Annotated in this window: 20 protein-coding genes; 8 read left to right on the top strand and 12 right to left on the bottom strand. The window is 52.4% G+C overall.

The features are described from left to right. Positions 1-204: 204 nt before the first annotated feature. On the bottom strand, positions 205-1,110 hold the full coding sequence (locus QW71_RS28565) for a YwmB family TATA-box binding protein (protein ID WP_039307353.1): 906 nt from the start codon (positions 1,108-1,110) through the stop codon (positions 205-207). Between the two features lie 225 nt (positions 1,111-1,335). Between QW71_RS28565 and QW71_RS28560 the strand changes: the two genes are divergently transcribed. Beyond that, positions 1,336-2,670, top strand: coding sequence for an MATE family efflux transporter (locus tag QW71_RS28560; protein WP_039307350.1), 1,335 nt, complete (start codon positions 1,336-1,338; stop codon positions 2,668-2,670). Positions 2,671-2,739: 69 nt separating this feature from the next. Here QW71_RS28560 and QW71_RS28555 read toward each other — a convergent pair whose 3' ends face one another. From QW71_RS28555 to QW71_RS28525, 7 genes are all read right to left on the bottom strand, one after another. After that, complete coding sequence (locus QW71_RS28555) at positions 2,740-3,393, bottom strand: response regulator transcription factor (RefSeq protein ID WP_039307403.1); 654 nt, start codon at positions 3,391-3,393, stop codon at positions 2,740-2,742. A 21-nt stretch (positions 3,394-3,414) separates the two neighbouring features. Beyond that, a complete protein-coding gene (locus tag QW71_RS28550; RefSeq protein WP_039307348.1) occupies positions 3,415-4,449 on the bottom strand; it encodes a sensor histidine kinase in 1,035 nt (344 codons plus the stop codon). A gap of 46 nt (positions 4,450-4,495) precedes the next feature. Then, the gene (gene liaF, locus QW71_RS28545; RefSeq protein WP_039307347.1) at positions 4,496-5,143 is read right to left on the bottom strand and encodes a cell wall-active antibiotics response protein LiaF; all 648 of its coding nucleotides are present in this window, start codon (positions 5,141-5,143) and stop codon (positions 4,496-4,498) included. 241 nt (positions 5,144-5,384) lie between these two features. After that, on the bottom strand, positions 5,385-6,092 hold the full coding sequence (locus QW71_RS28540) for a PspA/IM30 family protein (protein ID WP_039307345.1): 708 nt from the start codon (positions 6,090-6,092) through the stop codon (positions 5,385-5,387). Between the two features lie 3 nt (positions 6,093-6,095). Beyond that, the gene (locus QW71_RS28535; RefSeq protein WP_039307343.1) at positions 6,096-6,572 is read right to left on the bottom strand and encodes a PspC domain-containing protein; all 477 of its coding nucleotides are present in this window, start codon (positions 6,570-6,572) and stop codon (positions 6,096-6,098) included. 4 nt (positions 6,573-6,576) lie between these two features. Next, positions 6,577-7,254 carry a PspA/IM30 family protein gene (locus QW71_RS28530; protein ID WP_039307341.1) on the bottom strand — a complete coding sequence of 226 codons (678 nt, stop codon included), beginning with the start codon at positions 7,252-7,254 and terminating at the stop codon, positions 6,577-6,579. A 47-nt stretch (positions 7,255-7,301) separates the two neighbouring features. Continuing rightward, a complete protein-coding gene (locus tag QW71_RS28525) occupies positions 7,302-7,601 on the bottom strand; it encodes a hypothetical protein (protein WP_039307338.1) in 300 nt (99 codons plus the stop codon). 288 nt (positions 7,602-7,889) lie between these two features. Here QW71_RS28525 and QW71_RS39360 point away from each other — a divergent pair, with 288 nt between their 5' ends. From QW71_RS39360 to QW71_RS28495, 6 genes are all read left to right on the top strand, one after another. Then, entirely contained in the window at positions 7,890-9,743 is a 1,854-nt protein-coding gene (locus tag QW71_RS39360) for a glycosyltransferase (RefSeq protein WP_083442768.1), read from the top strand. Continuing rightward, complete coding sequence (locus QW71_RS42060; protein ID WP_052770375.1) at positions 9,740-11,884, top strand: exosporium glycoprotein BclB-related protein; 2,145 nt, start codon at positions 9,740-9,742, stop codon at positions 11,882-11,884. Before QW71_RS39360 ends, QW71_RS42060 begins: the two co-directional genes overlap by 4 nt. Before the next feature lie 169 nt (positions 11,885-12,053). Further along, complete coding sequence (locus tag QW71_RS28510) at positions 12,054-12,740, top strand: response regulator transcription factor (protein WP_039307335.1); 687 nt, start codon at positions 12,054-12,056, stop codon at positions 12,738-12,740. Continuing rightward, positions 12,737-13,771: a sensor histidine kinase KdpD gene (locus QW71_RS28505; protein ID WP_039307333.1), complete on the top strand. Its 1,035-nt coding sequence runs from the start codon at positions 12,737-12,739 to the stop codon at positions 13,769-13,771. The genes QW71_RS28510 and QW71_RS28505 overlap by 4 nt, the downstream gene beginning before the upstream one ends. Before the next feature lie 96 nt (positions 13,772-13,867). Then, on the top strand, positions 13,868-14,566 hold the full coding sequence (locus QW71_RS28500; RefSeq protein WP_039307331.1) for an ABC transporter ATP-binding protein: 699 nt from the start codon (positions 13,868-13,870) through the stop codon (positions 14,564-14,566). After that, positions 14,563-17,067, top strand: a complete 2,505-nt coding sequence (locus tag QW71_RS28495) for an ABC transporter permease (RefSeq protein WP_039307329.1) — start codon at positions 14,563-14,565, stop codon at positions 17,065-17,067. The genes QW71_RS28500 and QW71_RS28495 overlap by 4 nt, the downstream gene beginning before the upstream one ends. 51 nt (positions 17,068-17,118) lie before the next feature. Here the strand turns inward: QW71_RS28495 and QW71_RS38325 are convergent, their stop codons facing one another. The 4 genes from QW71_RS38325 to QW71_RS28475 form a co-directional block, all read right to left on the bottom strand. Further along, positions 17,119-17,988, bottom strand: coding sequence for a helix-turn-helix domain-containing protein (locus tag QW71_RS38325; RefSeq protein WP_052770372.1), 870 nt, complete (start codon positions 17,986-17,988; stop codon positions 17,119-17,121). Positions 17,989-18,015: 27 nt separating this feature from the next. Next, positions 18,016-18,987, bottom strand: coding sequence for an EamA family transporter (locus QW71_RS28485; protein ID WP_039307327.1), 972 nt, complete (start codon positions 18,985-18,987; stop codon positions 18,016-18,018). 4 nt (positions 18,988-18,991) lie between these two features. Continuing rightward, entirely contained in the window at positions 18,992-19,444 is a 453-nt protein-coding gene (locus QW71_RS28480) for an Lrp/AsnC family transcriptional regulator (protein ID WP_039307325.1), read from the bottom strand. A 784-nt stretch (positions 19,445-20,228) separates the two neighbouring features. Beyond that, entirely contained in the window at positions 20,229-20,792 is a 564-nt protein-coding gene (locus QW71_RS28475; protein ID WP_039307324.1) for a GbsR/MarR family transcriptional regulator, read from the bottom strand. Between the two features lie 224 nt (positions 20,793-21,016). Here QW71_RS28475 and QW71_RS28470 point away from each other — a divergent pair, with 224 nt between their 5' ends. Beyond that, positions 21,017-21,898, top strand: a complete 882-nt coding sequence (locus QW71_RS28470) for a carbohydrate ABC transporter permease (RefSeq protein WP_047014033.1) — start codon at positions 21,017-21,019, stop codon at positions 21,896-21,898. The last annotated feature ends 9 nt before the right edge of the window (positions 21,899-21,907 follow it).

Raw genomic sequence — 21,907 nt, 5'->3', positions numbered from 1 at the left:
ACGCATGACGGCGTGATGTCATTTTATCATAATTGCACTAAGGATGCTATCACATTCCTGACAGTTTTTCTCGGGATTTCGTAATTTTCCATTACTCTTTCTTATGCTTTCACATGCTCCCGCTTATACTACCGATATTATACCGCCCCGTCAAAAGCTCCGCAACGTGGAGCCGCTGCGGAGTAAGCCCGGAAATCTCCGGCTTCAGTATTCGATCGTGATCAGCGGGAGTCCAATGGTCACGCGGTTTCTGTCCTCATTCCCGTCCCTGTGCACCGCCAGCTGGAGCGCAAGCTCATGTCCGCCGCTGCTGACGGTGCGCTGCAGGCCGGGCACGCTATACGAACGGCTGGATGTAGTTTCATCTGCGTAATTCTCCTCCGCATGAATGCCGGGGAGCTGCGCTGCAAGGTTCTGCTCTGTGACCAGGAGTGCAGCCTGCGGTCCGCTCTGCTCCTTCGCCGGAGCCTGCAGAGAGACGTTCCACTCTGCCGCAATACCCGCCTGAAGCATCGCCTTCCCGGCGTCACCTGCTGCTGACGCAAGCTCCGGCGAGTCCAGGAGATCCGCCGTCTCGAAGGTGACGATGCAATAACTCCGTCCGCCGCCGAGCTCGCTCCAGAACAGGGAGACCTGCCCCCCCCCCCCATCCGCCGTCTCGAAGGTGACGATGCAATAACTCCGTCCGCCGCCGAGCTCGCTCCAGAACAGGGAGACCTGCGCTCCTCCGCTGAGTTCTGCGGAGGAGCGCGAGGTCAGATGCCCGTCCTCATCAGAGGAGCTGACTTCACCGAGTCCGAGCCGGGCGGAGAGGTCCTGCACTGCAGCTTCTGCTGAAGCCTCTCCGCTATATTCTCCCTGCCACTTCAATACGAGCCGGAGCGGAGCCCCGGGGGCAGAAGCCTCGCGGCCGAGTGTAGTCAGCAGCGCCAGAGAATCCTCAAGCTCTCCCGCACCGGCAGTGGAAGCAGTGACCGCAGACACAGCAGATACTTCCTGTAAGCCATTTCCTCCGGCTGTCCCCGCACTGCGGAAACCGCTGAGCAGCATAACCGCCACACACAAGCCCGCCAGCACCAGTATCACTCTGCTCTGTCCTCTATTCCCCACTCTGCATCTCCCTCTCAATCCGTTCTAGTAATCTACTAGACAGGATATCCAGCTTCAGAGAAAGATATACCCCGCAGAGAGGGACTGTTTGAGCGCCCATTTCAGCAACTGCATAGTTCACTCGGAATGTAATGAGATTTTAATCACTTCTATAGAAGTATTTATTAGTTTATATTTCCATTAATAGGATTCGCATTATATAGATAGAAGAGGTACTCATACAGCATGCTTAAAAAGTGGTTTCAACGAAACAGCGCTGACTTCCGGCTTATCAACGATCTGGTTGTCCCTATGCTTTTCCTTCAGATTCTCCAGCTACTCTTTCAGCTCGGCGACCAGGCGATTATCGGCAGGCTTGGCGTTGAAGAATTTGCCGCAGTGGGCATCGCCTCATCTTTTATTTTTCTAATCACCGGAACGATTGGCATTCTGTGCGCGGCCTTCAACATCATCGGCGGAAGATTCTTCGGCAACAATGATATCCCTAAGTTTGGCCAAGCTTTTAATACAAGCATGACAATGTCCATCATGATCGGCATCCTGTTCGAACTGCTGCTGTTAGGGACAGGCAAATGGATATTGGGCACGGTCTATGATCTGAATTTCGCACCTGCCACTCATTATTTGTATATCAGCGGAATTACTATGGGCATGAATATGGTTCTGTTTAATTTCTCAGCCTATTTCAAGAACATCAACCAAGCCAAGCTGTTAACATTCAGTTTCGTGGCAGCAGGCATCGTGAATATATTCTTCGATTATGTGCTCGTCTTCGGCAAATGGGGATTTCCCGGGCTGGGTATGAGCGGCGCCGCTGTCGGCTCTGTTGCAGGCTATGGTGCGAGCATTATAGTCTGCATCTATTTTTTCCGCAAAAGCAGCTTATTCAGCTTCTCCCTTCAGATCAGCCGGCCCATTGCCAAGCAGCTGCTGAAACTCTATTTCCCAATGGCCCTTCAGGACCTTATTGAATACACTTTGTTTGCAATGGGCATCATGGCGATCATCTCCAGAATGGAAGCTGAATTCATCGCGTCATACACCGTTGTGACCTCTTTGCTTGAGATCATTATGATTCCGATGTACTGCTTCGCAGGCAGCTGTATGACAATTACCGCCCAGGCCTACGGCAAGTGGCAAGCAGGATACACCAAATATTCGTATTTGTCGCTCCAGCTTATGTTAATGATCAGCATTCCGCTAACCTTGATCCTGATCTCATTCTCCTATCCGCTTATCACCATCATCACAGACAAAGCTGTTGTCCTCTCACTAGTGGAACATGTTCTTCCCCTGGCCCTGGCTCTGAATCTGATGAACGGGCTGCAGATGATTATGCGCTCCACCCTGCAGGCGATTGATCTGGAGAATTGGGTGCTTGTGTACTCGGGGGTGGTGTATGCAGTATCCCTGGTAATCATATATATATTTATCTCGAAGCTCGAATTAACCGGTGTCTATCTCGGGTTTGGGGTAAGTTACCTGCTCTTATCAATAGGGTATGTGTACAAACTGCAAGGACGCGAGCCTTACGCGCACGCAAAAACACTTTCAAGATAATCCCCCGTCCCTCCCGGGCCAGGGCTGATTTCCCTTGAAAGTGCGTAATGGCTTCTATGGTCTATGGCTTTATTCCGCCAGTCCATTCTTATATGCGTAAATAGCCGCCTGGGTCCGGTCTTCGACGCCCAGCTTGGCAAGGATATTCGTGACATGGAATTTCACTGTCTTGATTCCAATAATTAATTGATCGGCAATATCCTGATTGGACTTGCCCTGGGCCAGCAGCTTCAGCACTTCCATCTCGCGTTCGGTAAGCTCCTTGTAGGCCGGAGATTCACCTCTGGCATTCGAGCGGAACCGGTTCATCATTTTGGAAGCCACTTGTGATTCCAGCACGGACTGACCTCTTGCGGCAGCCCGGATCGCATCCGCGACTTCACTGGCCCGCGAGGTTTTGAGCAGATAGCTGAACGCGCCGGCTTCAATGACCGGATACATTTTCTCATCATCCAAATAACTGGTCAGCACTATAACTTTGCAGTCCGGGTACAGCTTCAGCAGCTGTCTTGTTGTTTCGATCCCGTCCATGCCGTCCATCACCAGATCCATCAGTACCACATCCGGATTATATTCCTGTGCCAGCCGGATTCCTTCTTCGCCGCTTCCGGCTTCACCTACAACTTCAATCCCATCCTCGGTGCCAAGCACCGCAGCAAGTCCGATCCGGACCATTTCGTGATCGTCCACCAGCAGGACCTTGATCGCTTCCGCTTCCTCCATCTCCATGGTTACCCTTGCCCCCTATTCATTGACTACCGGTACGGTAATATCAATCCGCATTCCTTTGCCGGGAGCGGTGATGAACTGGATCGAGCCCCCGATCTCCGTTATCCGCTCCTGCATATTCGAAAGTCCGTAGGATGTCTGCTTGCTCTCATCCATCTCAAAGCCGATCCCGTCATCGCGCAGCGTCAGACGGACCGTATCCCCGCGGCGGTGCAGGCGGATCTCCAGCTTCTCCGCTTTGGCATGGCGCAGCGTGTTCGAGATCGCCTCCTGCACAATTCGGAACAAATGATTCTCGACGCCTTTGAGCAGCTGCACGCCCTGATCCATCTCGAACACAATATCAATCGGAACCTTGATCTTCAGTTCCTTGATCAGCTCCTGCAGCCCCTGCTCCAGCCCCTTGCCTTCCAGATATACCGGCCTCAGGTGCAGCAGCAGTGCCCGCATCTCCGACTGGGCTACGGCGGACATCTCCTCAATCAGCGCAATTTGCCGCTGCGCCTTGTCGAAATCCTTCTCCAGCGTCCGGCCTACAGCCGTTGCCGTCATCGAGATCGCGAACAGCTGCTGGGATACGGCATCATGCAGCTCGCGTGCCAGCCGCTGACGTTCCTCGATAATCGCCGTCACCCGGGCTTGCTCGGCAAGCTTGGCATTATTGGTGGAGAGCCGCTGCAGCGTAGTCACCTGATTCTCCCACTTGCCGCCGATCCGTCCGAGCTGTTCCCCGAGCCGGCCCAGCTCATCATGGCCCAGATCCGGCATTACCGGGGTGAGGTTACCCTTCTCCCAGGCTACCAGCGTCGCCCGCAGCAGCTCCAGCTTGCGCTTGCTGCGGAAGCCCTGATAGAACCCGTACCCGATGCCGAAGGCCATCGGCAGCAGGATCAGCGTCATTGCCGTTCTCACGCCGACCTTCCAGTCCTCAAACGGCTGTAATAATCCATATGTATACATAATGTATGTAATAACAAGCAGCATGATCAAAGAGAACAGAGCCCCCTCGCCCATACTGCGCGTTACCATGTTACTGCTTTTTTTGCCCATGCCCGGGAGCCCTCCCTTCCATCTCTCTGCTCATATGCTGTATTCATCAGGGAAACCGTATGTCCAGATCGCCCATCAGATATGAGATATTGAATTTCACTTTATGCTCGCTGCTGTCGTAGTTGGGTGACTTCCAGTTCAGCCGGTTCAGCATCCCTGTGTCCCGGTGACTGCCGGATTCAATAGAGCCGAACAGCACGAAGGCTTCGATCTCTACCCCGTAATCCTCGGACATCAGAATATCCACATCGCCAAAAATACCCTGGAACAGCATAATCGTCTCTTGTTCTTCCGCCATGGCCAGCGAAAGATCCACATCCGCCTCACCCAGCACATGCCAGGCACTGAGGCTGCGCATGACCCACGGCGAGAGATCCCAGTCGAATCTGGAAGAGAAGCTTTGCTTCTGCATAAACCCGGCCTTGCGCTGCATTCTTTTGGATTTGACAAAGAACATACCCAGCGAAATCAGGCAGATTCCAAGCACCAGCAGCAGATGGTCCAGCAGCAGCAGCACCGCGCCGATCCCCAGAAGCTTATACCCTTGCTTCACCTTGCCTGACGTTGTCCGGTAAATACCCAGCAGCAGGAACAGGAGTGCGACAATGGAGAAGAAGCCGATCCATTTGCCAAAAATCATCAAGCAGCCGACACCAATCAGTCCGATGGCAATCAAACGGTTCCGTTTATCCATTCCGCACCTCCTAAAAGTTTTGCCAAGCAAAACTGACTTCGTAAGCATGATCTAAGTTTTGCGAAGCAAAACTCTCTTCGCAAGCATGATCTGAGTTTTGCGAAGCTGGCTTCGTAAGCCTCAGCCTATCTGCATCTATAACCGCTTCCCGCTACAAAAGCCATACCGGTATGGAGAATCCATACCGTATGGCTTTACCTTGTTCAGCATATCATATCTGCCTATTCTTTAGGAACAGGCATTATTCTTCTTTTTTATCAAGTGAAGGAGCTGCCGGAGCAGAATTCAGCTTGCTCTTAAGTGCTGCGAGCTGTTCTTCCACTTTGAGCTGCTTCTCAGGATCTACCGGCTTAGCATATGCGGTTGCCGAAGGGCTATACGGAGCACGCATAACATCTGCTTCCGCTTCAAGCTGCATGATCTTTTCTTCCATGCGGTGGAATCCAAGGGATGCACTTCCGCTTTCAATGGAATGTACACTGCTGATCTGGGACATTTGCTTCTTGGCTTTAGCCATTTGAGCGCGGGAGACCAGTTCATTACGTTTGTTGCGCAGCTTGTAGAACTCATCCTTCATATCATGAAGCTGCTGCACCAGTTCCTTGGCTTGAACTTCAGCCTGGGCGTGAAGCTCGCTGTATTCAACATGCTTTTGGTCGAAATAAATCTTCTCTTCCAGCAGCTTGCGGGTAACTTCCTCCTGGCCGTTCTTAAGCGCAAGTTCCGCTTGTGCTGCACGCTGTCCGGATACCTTAGCGGCTTCATCCACACGCTGCTTCATACGGCGTTCATTGGCCATCTGCTTCGCTACCGTTACTTCAGCCTCATGAATCTCAGCCTCCATATCGCGCAGATATTGATTCAGCATTACGATTGGGTCCTCTACCTTATCCAACATGTCGTTTACCGACGCTTTAGTCATATCTTTAATCCGTTTGAATACTCCCATGATTTACACTTCTCCCTTCTCGTATTTAGACAGTTTTTGTTTGAGCTCTTCTACTTCTTTTTGCAGTGCCTTCTTCTCAATATCCTTCATCATGGCATCCAGACCGGAATCGGGAGCCGTGTAAGTGCCCGCTTTGTCATAGCCGGGATTATAGCCCGGCTGTCCGCCGTAAGGGCCATATCCTTGTTGTCCCTGAGGTCCCTGCGGTCCGCGGCCATGCTCAGGTCTGCCTGAGTAAGGACCGCCATATGGGCCGCCCGGCGCACCGGGTCCAGGTCCGAAGGGATTGTACTGGGTAGGCTCCTTGGGAATTACCATTGCTGCGATAAGGTACACCAGAATAGTGGCTCCTCCGCTAAAAGGAATGCTGACCACCAGCAGAATTCTGAACAGTGTGGAGTCAATGCCGAGTGTCTCGGACAATCCGCCTGCCAGCCCTGTCATTACCCTGTCTCTGGTTGAACGGTACAATCGGGTCATAGTACTACTCCTTTCTGCCATCATTGTTCAGCTTCTCCTTCAGGCGGGCCATTTCTCTTTCGAGCACGGTCGCCACCGTCTCACCGGCCTGCACTGCGTATTCCTGTCCCATCCGGCGCAAATCGCTCAGGCTTTTGGCTTCCAGCTCCCAATCGGTCATCTTGTCTTCCAGACGGCCGAACATCTTGGGAACATCACCGCCGCCAAAAGCACTCGCTCTTTGATTCATGCGCTGCTGCAGCCGAAGTGATTCCATCCGGGCTGCATAGAACTGGCGTTTGCTGTACACTGTCTGATACTCAATTTTGAGTTCATTCAACTGGCTTTCAAGCTCAAAGAGTGATTGCTGGCTGGTTTCCAGCAGCCCGCTGTATTGCTCCAGCTTTTCCTCGTGGATAATTTTCTCCTGCAGTGCCAGTTTGGCGAGATGATCTTCGCCGGCCTTGAGCGCGAGGAGTGCCTGCTCTTCACGTTTGTTTCTCATGGCGGTTGCCTGATTCACCTGCTGCTGCAATTGCTTCGTATGGGAAGCATACTGCTGGTACAGCCGCTCAGCCTCCCCTATTTCTTCACGGGTTGAATGTAGAAATTGATCAATCAGCTTCACGGGATCCTGACTCTGCTCCAGGCGTTCATTCAAGTTGGCTACGGTGATATCCCTCATTCTGCGAAAAACACTCATGATTTCCTGTTCCCTCCCTGCTTCTAATTAAGTAATTGTTCTGCCTCTTAGTATGTTCTGCTCCGCTTACCCCGGAGTACCGAGATGCCCCACACTACCAGCGCCACACCGAGCAGCGGTCCGATAATCCAGGAAAGCTTGGAGAGCAGGGACATGATACCGATGAACATTACCACCCAGCCGATAATCTTGCGTCCGCTCTTAATTCCATAGTATCCGAGAACAACCAGCAATACCGGGAACAGGATGCCGAAGATGCCGTGAATCAAATGAGGCAAAATCCCTAACAGCATTACCGCTCCAATTGCAATCAACACAATCGCAAGTCCGTTACCTTTTCTTTGCATTTTTTCTCACCGCCTTTCGCTGATCTCTTTCTTATAACCTTATTCTAGGGTAAACCGCAGATTTTCAAAACAGACTGTGGACGGTTTTATGTACTGGACCTTAGTCGGGGACTTATGCACGACCGCAGACGGCGGGGCTCGGGAAATAATTCATCTTGCATAAAGCTACACAACAATTGTTGGACTCTACATTATAATGAAGACTTTTGTCGGATAATGTCCAGAATATGTCCACTTTACTGTGATAGAGTGTGATATATATCATTTCGAATCAAATGGAGGGATTGAATGCAAGTATCCATTATCATATTGGCCCAACATCTTCGATTACTTAAATCATGCCTGGCCAGTATTGAGTTATTTACGGAAGCCCCCTATGAGCTGATTGTGATTAACGATGGCGGCGGTGATGAGATCAGCAGCTATTTAACTCTCCATAGAAAAGCGCGCTCCTTCTCGTCCAAGGAACGTATCGGCGTGTCCGGAGGATACAATCTGGGCGCATCCTTTGCGGCTGGCGAATACCTTGTATTCATGCGTGACCATATGATTGTGTCTGAAGATTGGCTGTCCAGCCTGACCGGCTGTGCCCGGCAGCACCCGCAGGCAGCGATGATCGGCCCTGTCAGCAATGATGTTAGCGGCCCGCAAAGACTTCCGGTGATCTGTACAGAGATGGAGCAGCTGGATCATATCGCCAGATCGTTCGCACTCTCCAAAGCCGGACAAGCCAAGACCACAACCCGGCTGCTAAGCCATCTGCTGCTAATGCGCCGTGATGCCTTCAATCAGCTTGGAGGCTTCGATGAACAATTCGGACTGGAATGCTACGAGGATGACGATCTATGCTACCGTGCGCTCCAGGCAGGATACAGTATGCAGATCGCCCTGGACTGCTTCGTGCGCTATATCCAGCCTCCACCGCTGTTCCCGGAATCCCCCGGCTGGTACAACGCACAGCTGATTGCCAATAAAGAAAAAGCCCGCAGGAAATGGGGCCTCGATATTACAAGTGCTCTATATGAAATGAAACGCAGCGTCACCGTGAGTCTCTGCATGATTGTCAAGAACGAGGAAGCCACCCTTGAACGCTGTCTGGACAGCGTCTCAGGACTGGTGGATGAGATCATCATTGTGGATACCGGGTCTACAGACCGTACCAGGGAAATTGCCCTCCGCTACACGGACAAGGTAGCTGACTTTACATGGGTTAACGATTTTGCCAAAGCACGAAATTATGCCTTCAGCCTGGCGACACAGGATTACCTGCTCTGGATGGATGCTGATGATATTCTGCTTCCTGCAGATGCTGAGAAGTTCAGCACCTTAAAGAGCGCCTTGGAATGGGATACGGATGCGGTATCCATGAATTACAATCTGGCCTTTGACGAGCACGGTAATGTCACCTCCAGCCTTACACGCAACCGCCTGGTCAAGCGGGAGAACGGCTTCCGCTGGATCGGTATCGTCCATGAATACCTGGAGGTTAGCGGCAAGGTGCGACGTTCGGATATTTCTATCACCCATGGCAGAGTCCACGGGAATTCTGACCGTAACCTGAATATCTACGAGAACCGTCATGCGGCCGGGGAGATTTTCTCCACCCGGGATCTGTTCTACTTCGCCAATGAGCTGAGGGAACATAAGCAATGGGACAAAGCCATCTCCTTCTATGAAATGTTCCTGCAGCAGGTAGACAGCTGGATCGAGGACCGGATCAATGCCTGCGGAAGCCTCTCCGATTGCTACCGGGAGCTTGGCAATGAACAGCAGGCCAAAGCTAAAGCGCTCCAGTCTTTCTCTTATGATCTGCCCCGTGCAGAGAATTGCTGCCGGCTTGGCAGCCTGTACATGCTGGAAAACGACTTCAGCAAAGCCATCTTCTGGTACAAAATGGCGAGCGAATTGACCAAGCCGCTGGACAATTACGCCATTCTCCAGCATGCCTGCTGGAGCTGGCTGCCGCATCTGCAGCTCTGTGTCTGTTATGACCGCATCGGCCAGTATGAACGGGCTAGTGCCCATAACGAAATGGCTGCGGAACACATTCCTTTTGACAGCAAAGTGCTGGCGAACAGAGCCTACTTCACCGGCCTGGGCGTTGCAAGACAAACATATACTTTAGGGGGAACTACTCGATGAAAAAAGCAACAACCCGCTATACAGAAATCGCCCATAGCAGCGAACACTCCAAAAAGGATATCAAACCCGCTTTAGTAAAAACCTCTATGGCGGTTATGGTGCTTAGCCAGGTAGCTGCCGTGCTGCCCAGTGCCGGATTCGGCGGTACAGGCATTGCCTCAGCAGCTGAAAAGAAAGGCTTCAATGATGTAAGCAGCAGCTCGTGGATGTACAAATATGTAATGAAAATCGCCGCATTGGGGTTTGCGGAGGGAGATACTACCGGGAACTTCAATCCAAAGGCGCCGCTGACTCATCAGGAAGCTGCAATTATGGCAGTCCGTTTCCTGGGCACAGAGGAGCCTTCCGCCACTTCGGCCAGTTCTTCGCTTGAAGTCAATGATTGGGCAAGTGCCTGGGTGCAGACCGCCATTAATGAAGGTTTAATTAAACCTGAAGAGGAAACCGCTTCGGGCTGGGGAACACAGAATGCCAGCCGCGAGTGGCTGACTAAACTTGTAATCCGTCTGCTCGACAAGGAGAATGAAGCACTCGCCCTGGCCAGCGAACCGCTCCCCTTCAATGATGAGAATCAAATTTCCGCCTGGGCTACCGGCTATATCAATGCAGCTTCCCAGTTAAAAGTAGTCCAAGGCTTCGAGGACAAAACGTTCAGACCTACCGCTGATGTGACCCGTGCTCAGGCGGCAGCTATTTTCAGCTTGGCGGAAAGATATGCTCCGGCCCAATCCGGAACCGTTGCCCGCGGCACCGTCGTCAGCCTGACTGGCAGCCAGATTGGTGTACTGACAGAAGCAGGCCAAGTCGTCAACCTGAAGATTGACAGCACAACGCTGATCTTCGGCACTGGCGGAGCTTCCACTTCTGATATAGCCGTCGGGCAGCCCATCACGGCAATCTACAGTAACGGCGCAGCTTCTTATATTGAAATCGCCGACATTACCAAGGCAGAAATTACGCTGCCGGCGCCAAAAGGCGAAACCGGAGCGACGGGCGCAGCAGGCCTGGTGGGTGCTACGGGGGCCACTGGCGCTACTGGGGCGACTGGCGCAACGGGCAGCGCCGGCTCCTCAGGAAACCAAGGAGCAATCGGGGCGACTGGGGCGACGGGGTCTGCCGGTCCTGTCGGTGAAATAGGTGTAACAGGTGCAACGGGCCCGGCAGGTGAGACCGGCGTAACCGGAACCACGGGGCCTACCGGGGCGACGGGGCCTGCGGGTGAAGTCGGCGCTACGGGTGCGACTGGTGCAACCGGCCCTGCGGGTGAAGAAGGAGCCACTGGCGCTACTGGCGCTACTGGACCTGCGGGCGAAGAGGGAGTCACTGGCGCTACTGGGGCGACCGGAGCCACTGGCGTTACGGGAGCAACTGGTGCTACGGGGCCTGCGGGCGAAGAAGGAGCCACTGGTGCTACTGGTGCTACTGGTGCAACGGGCGCTACTGGGGCCACTGGCGTTACGGGGCCTGCGGGCGAAGAAGGAAGCACTGGCGCTACTGGGGCGACCGGAGCCACTGGCGCTACTGGCGCTACCGGGGCGACTGGTGCGACTGGTGCTACCGGAGCTACAGGTGCTACTGGTGCTCCAGGGGCTAGCGCAAATGCCTATATCCCGTTTTCTTCAGGAAACCCTGCTACTGTAACTACGATAGCAGGCGGTTTGCCAGGCACTGGTGCACTGATTGGCTTCGGAAACTCAGTAAGCGGCGTATCAGTTACCTCAGGAACTATTGATTTAACCGGAGCAAGCGGCACAAATCTCAATTATGCCTTTTCTGTACCAAGTGCCGGAACCATTACATCCCTAAGCGGATATTTCAGTACAACACAAGCACTTACTCTGGTGGGAACTACGGTGACTATTACAGCCCAACTGTACGCGAGCACAGCTCCCAACAACACATTCGTGCCTGTACCTGGAACTGCAATGACATTGTCTCCCCCGCTTTCAGGATTAATAGCCTTAGGATCCATCTCTTCCGGTATAATTACAGGCCTATCTATTCCTGTTACAGCACAAACGCGCCTGCTTATGGTATATTCAGCATCCGCGGCAGGTCTCAGCCTTATCAATACTGTTAACGGCTACATGAGCGGCGGCCTCAATATTTCGATGCCGGCAACTGTACCAACACCTCCTTGATAATTCATTTTATTAATTAAAAAGCTGATTCTTAGCAGATATTCTGCTGGGGATCAGCTTTTTTTACTGTCCCTTCCAACATTATACGGCATCATACTCCCTTGCAGGATCTCCCAGTCATGGCCATAATATTGAGATAACGCTTCATTCACACAAAGGAGTTACGCCCATGAAGACACTGCTGATCGTTGAAGATGACCGAAGCCTGAACAAGGGAATCGCCCTGTCCTTGGCTCAAAATGACTTAATTATAGAGCAGGCCTATACTGTGGCAATGGCTGATCAGATTATCTCGTCAACCCAGATAGATCTCATTCTGCTGGATGTGAATCTTCCGGACGGAAGCGGACTCGATTACTGCGAGAGAATCCGCCGAACCTCACAAGTGCCGATTATATTTCTGACTGCCAACGACATGGAGCCGGATATTGTTACCGGCTTTGCGCTGGGAGCTGATGACTATATTACGAAGCCATTCAGTCTGATGATTCTGCGAGCCCGGGTAATGGCCGTCCTGAGAAGGAGCGATGCGCCTGCCAGTGACAGGATCGTTATCGGGCCGCTGGAATTTGATTTTGGCAAAATGGAATATTTCAAGAACAGCCGCCCCCTGCTGCTGAGCAAGTCCGAACAGAAGCTGCTGCGCATACTGGTAGCGAACAGAGGCAACATTCTGACCCGAGAGCAGTTAATCGACAAAACGTGGAGCCAGGAGGCTGTTTTCGTGGATGAGAATGCATTGACTGTAGCGATCAAAAGATTGCGGGCCAAAATCGAAGATGAACCCTCCTCGCCCCAATATATTAAGACCGTTTATGGTTTAGGGTATACATGGACAGAAGGGCCGACTCTATGAAGGGACAAGATCGACTGCCGCATACCCGGCTGGTAAATCTGGGGTTTGCTGCGGCTTTTATCATTCTGGTGCTGGCTTATGCAGCTTGTATTATTTTACTGGAGACCACAGGTTCATCCCTCCTCGGACTCTCCCTTCTGTTTATACTCTGCATGCTGATCCTTGGAGGGGCCTGGTCCTGGTCGCTCAGGCATCAGCTCACTTCTTTTATGGGAAAGGTAGAGACACTGGTAGACAACGCTACTCTCGGGCGTGAGCCAAACTATAATTATGAAGAAACCCTTCTCTCCTCCATAGAACATAAATTAATGCGGTACATAGAGATTGCCAGAGTGAACGGACAGAATCTGGAAACGGAAAAGAACAAAATTAAAGAACTGATCTCCGATATCTCCCATCAGACCAAAACACCGTTATCCAATATTATGATTTACAGCCAGCTGCTTGAGGAGAATCTGGTGCATGATGAGCATGCGCTCCCGCTTGTTCTCCAAGTTAAAAAGCAGTCGGAAAAGCTCGACTGGCTGATCCAATCCCTGGTCAAGCTGTCCAGACTGGAGACGGGCATAATTTCTTTGCACATGGAGTCTTCTCCTGTGATCCGCGCCGTCTCTGAGGCAGTCTCGCAGATTTTCATCCAGGCAGAGAGCAGCTGTATCACTATCAGTATAAGCTGTGAAGCTCACATCACCGCGTACCATGACTCCAAGTGGACAACCGAGGTGTTATTCAATCTGCTGGAGAACGCCGTGAAATATACAGAACCGGGAGGCAGCATCCATATCACCGCTGAAGCGAATGAGATGTTTGTACGCCTGGATATCGCAGATACCGGCCGGGGAATCTCACAGGAAGAGCTGCCCCAAATCTTCAAGCGGTTCTACCGGGGAAATAATGTGCGCGATATAGATGGCGTGGGAATAGGACTATTCCTGGCCCGGGAGATTATCACTGCACAAGGCGGACATATGAAGGCTGCTTCTGTGCCCGGGCAAGGCACTGTGTTCTCGATCTTCCTGCCGCTATGCTGAATATGTCCATTCCGTCAGAATTCAGACACTCTCCTGTTAGATTTGTCTGATACCTTGAAGATGTGAATAAGAACATACGCACAGGAGGAATAGAACATGCCCATTCTGCGAATAGAAAATCTCAAGAAATATTATGGAAAAGGAGCGCAGACGGTCAAGGCTCTGGATAACGTATCTATGAATGTCGAGAAAGGGGAGTTCGTGGCAATCGTCGGCACGAGCGGCAGCGGAAAAAGTACACTGCTGCATATGCTCGGGGGTCTGGACCGGGCCACAGAAGGCAAGGTGTATGTCAACGGGCATGATATTTTTCAGATGAGTGATGAGAAGTTAACCATATTTAGGCGCCGCTCTGTCGGATTCGTCTTCCAGAGCTATAATCTGGTGCCGATCCTGAACGTGCTGGCGAATATCGTCCTGCCCATTGAGCTTGACGGAGGCCAGATCGACCAGGAGTATCTGAACCTGATTATCACGAGTCTGGGACTGCAGGAGAAGACCCGCAATCTGCCTGCTGCACTCTCCGGCGGCCAGCAGCAGCGCGTGGCCATCGCAAGAGCGCTTGCGACCAAACCTTCCATTATCCTTGCTGATGAACCCACCGGCAACCTGGACAGCAAGACCAGCCAGGAGGTGCTTATCCTGCTGAAGCAGCTCAGTGTCAAATTCGACCAGACTATTGTTATGATTACGCATAACGAAGCCATCGCCCAGATGGCGGACCGGATCATCCGCATTGAGGACGGCAGGATCGCCTCAGGATTAACGCAGACACCCGGGGAGAGCCGGTTATGATCGCTACGAACAACCGGAAGACCGTATTCAACCTGGCGATGGCCAGCCTGCGGGCCAACCGGTTGCGAAATTTGGCTGCCATCTGCGCTATTGTGCTGACTACTCTGCTTATTACTTCCATTTTCACTATGGCGCTGAGTATCAACCAATCTATGCAATATGCACAGATGAAAACAGCCGGAAGTGACTTCCACGGAGGCTTCAAATACCTTACTCCGGAAGAAGCCGCTACGCTGCGCAAGCATCCTTCAATTAAACTAAATGACTACTCGCTTAATTCCGGCAGATTGGGGAATAAAGAATTTAAGCATGATCCCGTTGAGGTGCTGCAGATTGATCAGGTCTATGCGGATCACAGCTTTATCGTGTTCACAGAGGGAGGATTGCCTACTGGAGAGAACGAGGTTGCCCTGAACACCTGGATTCTGGACAAGCTGGGGGTGCAGCCGGAGCTCGGTAAGGAAATCACGCTGCAGATAGATATTGGTGAGCGGATGATCAGCCAGAAGTTCACTTTGTCAGGCTATTATGAAGCGGACAAAGAGCTTGCGATGGCGGGACTGGCCTTTGTCTCGAAAGCTTTTACCGATAAAAATCTCTCAGACATCGATCCCGTACAATCAAGGGACAGCGGTTCCTACGTTAATACCTCAAATCTGAGTGTCATGTTCAGCAATTCCTTTCATATTGAGAGCAAGCTCAACAAGGTCCTGGCAGACACGGGAATTAAGGCTCCTATCGGAATCAATTGGGCTTATTCCAGTGTATCTTTGGCGGAAAATGCAGTGAATATCATTCCATACGCTGCAGTTATCTTCATCATTATGCTTAGCGGCTACCTGCTTATTTATAATATTTTTTATATTTCGGTGGTCCGTGATGTGAAGTTCTACGGCCTGCTGAAAATGATTGGCACCACCCCGAGACAACTGCGGAGAATCATCGCTATTCAAGCCAGGCTGCTATACCTCACTGCCCTGCCGTTCGGCCTCGGCTTCGGCTATCTAATCGGCAGATGGGTTACACCTCTGACCACTTCGCTTTCGGGGGAGTTTAAAGGAAGTTCGCTTTCGTCCAGTCCATGGATTTTTGCAGGCGCAGCCCTCTTCTCCTTCCTGACCGTGTGGATCGCAGCGCATAAGCCGGGACGGCTGGCAGCGGACATCGCTCCCGTGGAAGCTGTTAAATTCTCAGGCGTTCAGAATGGCGGAGTGAAGACTCTCAGGTCCTCAAACCACGGGGCCAAGCTGCACCGGATGGCGTTCTCCAATCTGTTCCGGAGTAAAAAGAAGCTGAGCCTGATGTTATCTTCCCTCTTCTTAAGCATTCTGCTGTTTAATACGATATTCACCGTGATCTCCTCCATGGACGTCAATAAGTACCTCAGCGCCTACATTCATGGAGATTATATGATTCACAACAAGGGCATTATCCGGCAGGAGGGGGAACGCTCAGTCAATGAAACAGAGCTGTCCGAGGAACTGTGCGGGCAGCTGAGTCATATAGACGGGGTGAAAAGTATCGATAAAGTCTATTATAGCCTGCTCACCGTTCCTCCGGATGATATCATCAGCGCTTCACTGAAGTCGTCATCCAATCCCCAGGGCATCCCTTCCCGGGTCCACGCTCAGCTCTTCGGACTGGATTCAGGCTGGTACGATCTCGCAGAACAGGATGTGCTCGAAGGGGAATTCAACCGGGAACAATTTGATTCCGGGGACTTCATACTGGTGACCCAGACTCTTACAGAGCCAGGCGCCTATGCAAGCTACTATCATCCCGGAGATAGGATTGGCTACCCCGGATTGAAGCAGAGCTACGAAGTGATGGCCGTGCTGAAATATGACGCTTTCTTTGCGGCAACCACCCAAACGTATTTCGGCAACGGCTACAATGCCTTCCTGCCTGCAGCCAAGCTCCGCCAAGCCACTTTGGAGAGCGGGACTCCAGCAGACATCCTCTCGCTTACCCTGCATGCAGATCCCGCCAAGCTTGATGAAACGGGGCAATTGCTCAGGGAGGCTATCCGCCCGCTGGATGCTCTGCAGCTGAAATCCAGAGAAGATTACAGGGAGGAGTTAAGCGATAATATCCGTATTTTTGAGATTATCGGCTATGGCCTGAGTCTCGTAATCGCCCTTATAGGTCTGCTTAATTACATTAATTCTGTCCTTACCGGGGTGATCGCCCGCAGGCATGAATTTGCCGTGCTGGAGAGCATCGGGATGACTAAGAAGCAGCTCAAACGGATGCTTGTTTACGAAGGATTGTATACTGTACTGCTCACCGCTCTGCTTACCTCTACTGTAGGCGTGCTGCTGACTTACTGGATCGCCAGGAATATTGCCGCGGGCATGGCCTATATGGAATTCCGCATGATGTGGCTGCCGTTTATTCTGGTCCTCCCGGTACTGGCTGTCTTGTCTTATCTCATCACAATAAGTGCCTATAGACCGCTCGCCCGCAGCCCGATCGTCGAACGGCTGCGTGAAATGGAATAAAGGCATGCTGAAACAGCCGGATACTCTAACGAGTACCGGCTGTTTCAGCAGTTATTTGGCGAAGGCCCGCGACACCCAATCGCCCAGAATATCCTCACTGAGGAATGGAGCCAGCGGCAGGAGTGCTGCGGCACCTTCTTTTTGGAAGATACGCTCAGCTAGTCCGTTCAGCACCTCTTCACTGAGGAACGGAGCCAAGGGAAGCAACGCTCCTGAGCCTTCCTGCTCAAAGACTGCCTCTGCCAGTTCATCCAGTAGCTCTTCTTCGAGGAACGGAGCCAGCGGGGGTAGCGCTCCTGAGCCTTCTTTGGCAAAAGCGAGCTTGGCGCATTCCTCCAGCCCCTCCTCACTTACAAACGGGGCAAGCGCCACAAGTGCATGTTTTCCTCCTGCGGCATAAGCTTGTTTGGCAAGCTCGTCCAGCGCTTCCTCGCTCATAAACGGGGCCAGCTTCAGCAGCGGCTGAATCCCCTCCCGCTCAAACACCTCCACGGCGCATTTATCCAGCGTCTCTTCGCTTAAGAATGGTGCCAGTGCCAACAGATCGTCTACTGCCGCCCCCACCTTCACATGCTCAAACGCTTCGCCGATCTGTTCATTTTGCAGCAGCGGCGCAAGGTCCGAAAGCTCTTGTGCCGTGCCTTCCCCCCGCTGGAAATAATCCCCCGTGGTCTGATCCAGTACACTTTCGATAATGCGGGAGCTTTGCCCTTGCTCTTCTCCGAGGATCTCGCCGATCCCTACGCCAAAGATTTCCGCCAGCTCCGGAAGCTTGGAGATATCCGGCATACTTGCGCCTCTCTCCCAGTTGCTGACCGCCTGATAGCTGATCCCCAGCTTATCTGCGAGCCCCATTTGCGTAAGCCCGGCGGCTCCTCTTAATCTAACGATATTCCTGCCCACCTTCAACATGTCAAACATGCTTCCACCCCTTCGGCTAAGATGCTCTCAGTGTACCGACCGCTGCTGTTTTTGTATATCAAGCGCTGCTTGAGTTGCCGCCTGCTGCGGCTTGCCGCGGAAAATAGTCACCAGAACCACCGCTGCAATAATGATCACGGCTGCAATCAGTGTATTCAAGGTAAACTGCTCACCGACCAGCAGCCAGCCAAGCAGTACCGCCACCACCGGATTAACGAAGGCATAGGTTGAGACGAGAGACGCGTCGGCATTCTTAAGCAGCCAGATGTAGGCCGTGTAGCCGATGATGGAGCCGAAGACGACCAGATAACCGAGTGCCAAATATGAGCGCATAGAAATGCCGGAAATATCGAGTCTGGACCAGTCGCCGGTGAAATAGGAGAAAATCATCAACAGCGCCCCTCCCGTCAGCATCTGTGCTGCCGTTGACATCAGCGGGGAATCCGGCATTGCAGCACTGCGTGAATACATCGACCCGACTGCCCAGCTTATGGAAGCTATTAATAAGGTAACAATACCGATCAGATCGGTGGCGGTCCCCGTATCTCCCTTCCCCGGCTGGAAGACCAGCACGGCAATGCCCAGCAGCCCCAGTACAATGCCGGCGATGACACCGGTATTCGGACGTTTGCCGCCGCGGCCAAACCAGCCCATCAGCATCATCCAGACGGGAACGGCTGCAACGATCAGTGAAGCGATGGATGAAGATACTCTTTGCTCTGACCAGGCCACCACACCGTTGCCTCCAAGCAGCAGCAAGGCGCCGACAATCGCCGAAGACCGCCACTCGCGCCCGGCCGGACGCTTCGCTCCGCTTAATCTGGCAATCATATAGAGCACAGCACCGGCTGCAAAAAATCGCACTCCAGCCATCAGAAAAGGCGGCATCGTCTCAATCGCAATCTTCATACCGACATAGGTGCCTCCCCAAAACAAATAAACGCACAATAGCGCAATACCAACCACGTACACCGGATTCACTTTCTTCTTCTGCGGCATACCGCTACACCCCCTTCAATCCGTCCTCATATATAGTAGTTAAAATAAAAGTGGTCGAGGTTTCCTTAACGTCAGGAATACGGAGAATCTCGTCAAGCAGCAGTGTAAGCTCCTCCGGCGAGGTCACCCTTACCTTGAGCAGCATGCACCACTCTCCCGCCAGCCGCTGGCATTCGATGATGCTCACACCCGGGATTTGGATGCGGATAATCTGTTCTGCCGCCTCCTTAAAGCCCTGGCTGACCACCTTCACGGAGATCATGACCTTAATCTTCTGGTCCAGCTTGCTCCAGTCCACAATCCCCCTATAGCCCTTGATCACTCCGCTTTTCTCCAGCTTGCCGACCCTTTGATGCACAGACGGCCGGGAGATATGCAGCAGCTTGCCGATCTCTTCATGAGACAGTCTCCCGTTCTCTTCCAGCAGCTTTAGAATTCTGACATCGAGTTCATCCACAAGACCGCCTCCTGGGCAAAATTATAGCATGATTTATATGAATAATGACTAATCGTTAGTGTTCATCAGTAAAATCAAACGTTTCGTAAGCAAAATAGGCAATAATATCGTTAATCGTTATAATACCGTCTCAAATCTATCAGGAGAATAACGAATCGTAGGTGCGTTTGGTACGCAAAAAAAACCAAGTCTTGAGCCGCCAGCTGGAGAAGCTGGTTTGGGCCACTGCTTGAGCGGGATGATGCTGGGGGATATTTGCTGCGGAACTCCAGATTGGGGCGGAACGGAGAGAGCGTAAAATAACCAGCTGGCTGCATGAGTAAATAGACTGGACTGGGTTGGGTTGGGTTGGGTTGGGTTGGGTTGGGTTGGGTTGAACCCATCCGTCAAACCCAAGCCATACTCAACCGGACTGAGAGGACTCTATTTTACGAAAAGGACTGCTTTGTCCGGGCAAACGGACTCAGAATCCTCTATTTACTTCCGGGCACGCCAAAACAATGGTCTTTGAGACATTTAGCGGAATCTGAGTCCGCGTAGGCTAAATAACAGGGTATTTTCGCCAAATAGGGGATTGTCAGTCCGGTTCCCGCAGGATATCGGTCTCCCCCACAGTTGTGTACCCATGTCACAGATGAACTGGAGACGCAGACTTTCATTGCTCCGTCCGCAGCGACAGCGATCAGCAGCTACTTCTATCTAGGCGTCGGCGGCTTACGCATCCCCGAACTCAGCAGCTACTCCTGTCCAGCGTCGGCGGCTACGCATTCCCCGAGCCCAGCAGCTACTCTGTGCCCGGCAAGCCGCCGCCGAACACCGTTCCTTCCGCAAGCCCCGACACGAACTGCTGCAGCCAGACATAATATTCAGCGGCATGCTTCAGCTTGTCCAGATCCTTGAGGCAGGCCTGCCGTTCTTCCTCCGGAGTGTCCTCCGCATCGATAAGGGCCTGCAGTTCAGGCACCGCCGTCCCCATCGCCTCCTGCATCACATCAATCTCCCGCTGAAGCTTCAGCGTGAAAAAGTTCCGGAAGGCCTGGAAGAAATCCGTCTCCGCCGCATACAGCTCCTTCCGCTCACGTTTCTCCTCCAGCTTCGTAACCATCCGGGAGGCGATCAGGGAACGTACACCGTAGCTCATATTGCTTTTGCTCATATTCATGACCTGCTTCATTTCCTCCAGCGTCATCGGCTTGTCCTCAAAGAACATAATTCCGTACAGCTGCCCGAAGGAATAATTTGCGCCATACAAATCCATCGTCTGCGCTATCGCATCAATCATCGGGCCGAGCAGCTGCTCCCGTGGTGAACGATGCGGGTTGTCCTCGCCAAATGCGGCCTGCTTCATCAGGGTAGCACCTCATTTTCGCATAGAATTGTTCTCTCTACATTACACAAAACTGAAGCTTTGCGGCAGACTTCCTACAAATTTTACACAAATTCCGAAGTATGTTTACTCCCGCTTGACCACAAGCCTCGCCCATGAGTGTACAATTTTTTTTGAACAGAGGAGCAGTCCTCTGCATTATACCGCACCAAACAATGTAGATGGAATGGGGTATTGGAACGAAAATGACACGTTCAAAGCTTATTAGCGGATTGAAGCCTGTGCTGTTCACGCTGCCGGCAATGGTCCCGTTCGCCCTGTTCTGGCTGGCACCGCTGCTGTATGTACTGTATCTCAGCTTCACGGAATGGGATTTCATGAGCCCGGAGAAGACCTTTGTCGGCCTCCAGAATTATACCGACCTGCTCAGCAATCCTGCTTTTTACCAAGCCTTAAGAGTAACTGTGCTCTTCTGTGCGGGCAGTGTGCTGCCAATCATCCTGCTGGGACTGGGCCTTGCCCTCCTGATGAACCAGAAGCTGAAAGGCTCCGCACTCTATCAGGTGCTGCTGTTCTCGCCTTGGGTCACACCAACCGTTGCCGTATCCATCGTCTGGTCCTGGATATATGAGCCTGACGTCGGCCTCGCCAATACAGTGCTCGGCTTCTTCGGCCTTGAGCCGATCGGGTGGCTGCAGGATCCCGAGTGGGCGCTGATTGGCGTGCTGCTCGTAACGATCTGGAAATCAGTAGGCTGGGCGATGATCTTCTATCTGGTGGCGCTGCGGAATGTGCCTTCAGACCTGCTGGAAGCCGGGGAGCTTGACGGGGCAAGTCCGGTGCAGAAGTTCCTCCGCATCACGCTGCCGCTGATCTCGCCGACCACACTGTTTCTGTTCGTGGTACAGCTCATCTCAGCGCTTCAGGCCTACGATCAGATTAATGTGCTGACGCAGGGCGGCCCGTCCGGATCTACCCGCACCTTACTGTATCTGTATTATCAGTCCGCCTTCGAATCGTTCCAGATCGGAGAGGCTTCCACTGTAGCTGTCGTTCTGGTCTTCCTCTGCATGCTGCTGTCGGTGTTCTCTTTCAGCATCAGCAAGCGGACCACCCATTATCAATAGCAGTTATCT

Source organism: Paenibacillus sp. IHB B 3415, from assembly GCF_000802655.2.
Taxonomy (GTDB): domain Bacteria; phylum Bacillota; class Bacilli; order Paenibacillales; family Paenibacillaceae; genus Paenibacillus_AQ; species Paenibacillus_AQ phytohabitans.
The sequence above is the reverse complement of the archived record's forward strand: the minus strand, read 5'-3'. Positions and strand labels throughout refer to the sequence as shown.

Excerpts from the sequence above, each read along its gene's own strand:
- QW71_RS28470 (WP_047014033.1), top strand. The coding sequence starts at position 21,017 with ATGACACGTTCAAAGCTTATTAGCGGATTGAAGCCTGTGCTGTTCACG.
- QW71_RS28505 (WP_039307333.1), top strand. The coding sequence starts at position 12,737 with ATGAAGGGACAAGATCGACTGCCGCATACCCGGCTGGTAAATCTGGGG.
- QW71_RS28550 (WP_039307348.1), bottom strand. The coding sequence starts at position 4,449 with ATGGGCAAAAAAAGCAGTAACATGGTAACGCGCAGTATGGGCGAGGGG.
- QW71_RS38325 (WP_052770372.1), bottom strand. The coding sequence starts at position 17,988 with ATGTTTGACATGTTGAAGGTGGGCAGGAATATCGTTAGATTAAGAGGA.
- QW71_RS28510 (WP_039307335.1), top strand. The coding sequence starts at position 12,054 with ATGAAGACACTGCTGATCGTTGAAGATGACCGAAGCCTGAACAAGGGA.
- QW71_RS28475 (WP_039307324.1), bottom strand. The coding sequence starts at position 20,792 with ATGAAGCAGGCCGCATTTGGCGAGGACAACCCGCATCGTTCACCACGG.
- QW71_RS28555 (WP_039307403.1), bottom strand. The coding sequence starts at position 3,393 with ATGGAGGAAGCGGAAGCGATCAAGGTCCTGCTGGTGGACGATCACGAA.
- QW71_RS28500 (WP_039307331.1), top strand. The coding sequence starts at position 13,868 with ATGCCCATTCTGCGAATAGAAAATCTCAAGAAATATTATGGAAAAGGA.
- QW71_RS28495 (WP_039307329.1), top strand. The coding sequence starts at position 14,563 with ATGATCGCTACGAACAACCGGAAGACCGTATTCAACCTGGCGATGGCC.
- QW71_RS28535 (WP_039307343.1), bottom strand. The coding sequence starts at position 6,572 with ATGACCCGATTGTACCGTTCAACCAGAGACAGGGTAATGACAGGGCTG.
- QW71_RS42060 (WP_052770375.1), top strand. The coding sequence starts at position 9,740 with ATGAAAAAAGCAACAACCCGCTATACAGAAATCGCCCATAGCAGCGAA.
- QW71_RS28540 (WP_039307345.1), bottom strand. The coding sequence starts at position 6,092 with ATGGGAGTATTCAAACGGATTAAAGATATGACTAAAGCGTCGGTAAAC.
- QW71_RS28485 (WP_039307327.1), bottom strand. The coding sequence starts at position 18,987 with ATGCCGCAGAAGAAGAAAGTGAATCCGGTGTACGTGGTTGGTATTGCG.
- liaF (WP_039307347.1), bottom strand. The coding sequence starts at position 5,143 with ATGGATAAACGGAACCGTTTGATTGCCATCGGACTGATTGGTGTCGGC.
- QW71_RS39360 (WP_083442768.1), top strand. The coding sequence starts at position 7,890 with ATGCAAGTATCCATTATCATATTGGCCCAACATCTTCGATTACTTAAA.
- QW71_RS28560 (WP_039307350.1), top strand. The coding sequence starts at position 1,336 with ATGCTTAAAAAGTGGTTTCAACGAAACAGCGCTGACTTCCGGCTTATC.
- QW71_RS28525 (WP_039307338.1), bottom strand. The coding sequence starts at position 7,601 with ATGCAAAGAAAAGGTAACGGACTTGCGATTGTGTTGATTGCAATTGGA.
- QW71_RS28530 (WP_039307341.1), bottom strand. The coding sequence starts at position 7,254 with ATGAGTGTTTTTCGCAGAATGAGGGATATCACCGTAGCCAACTTGAAT.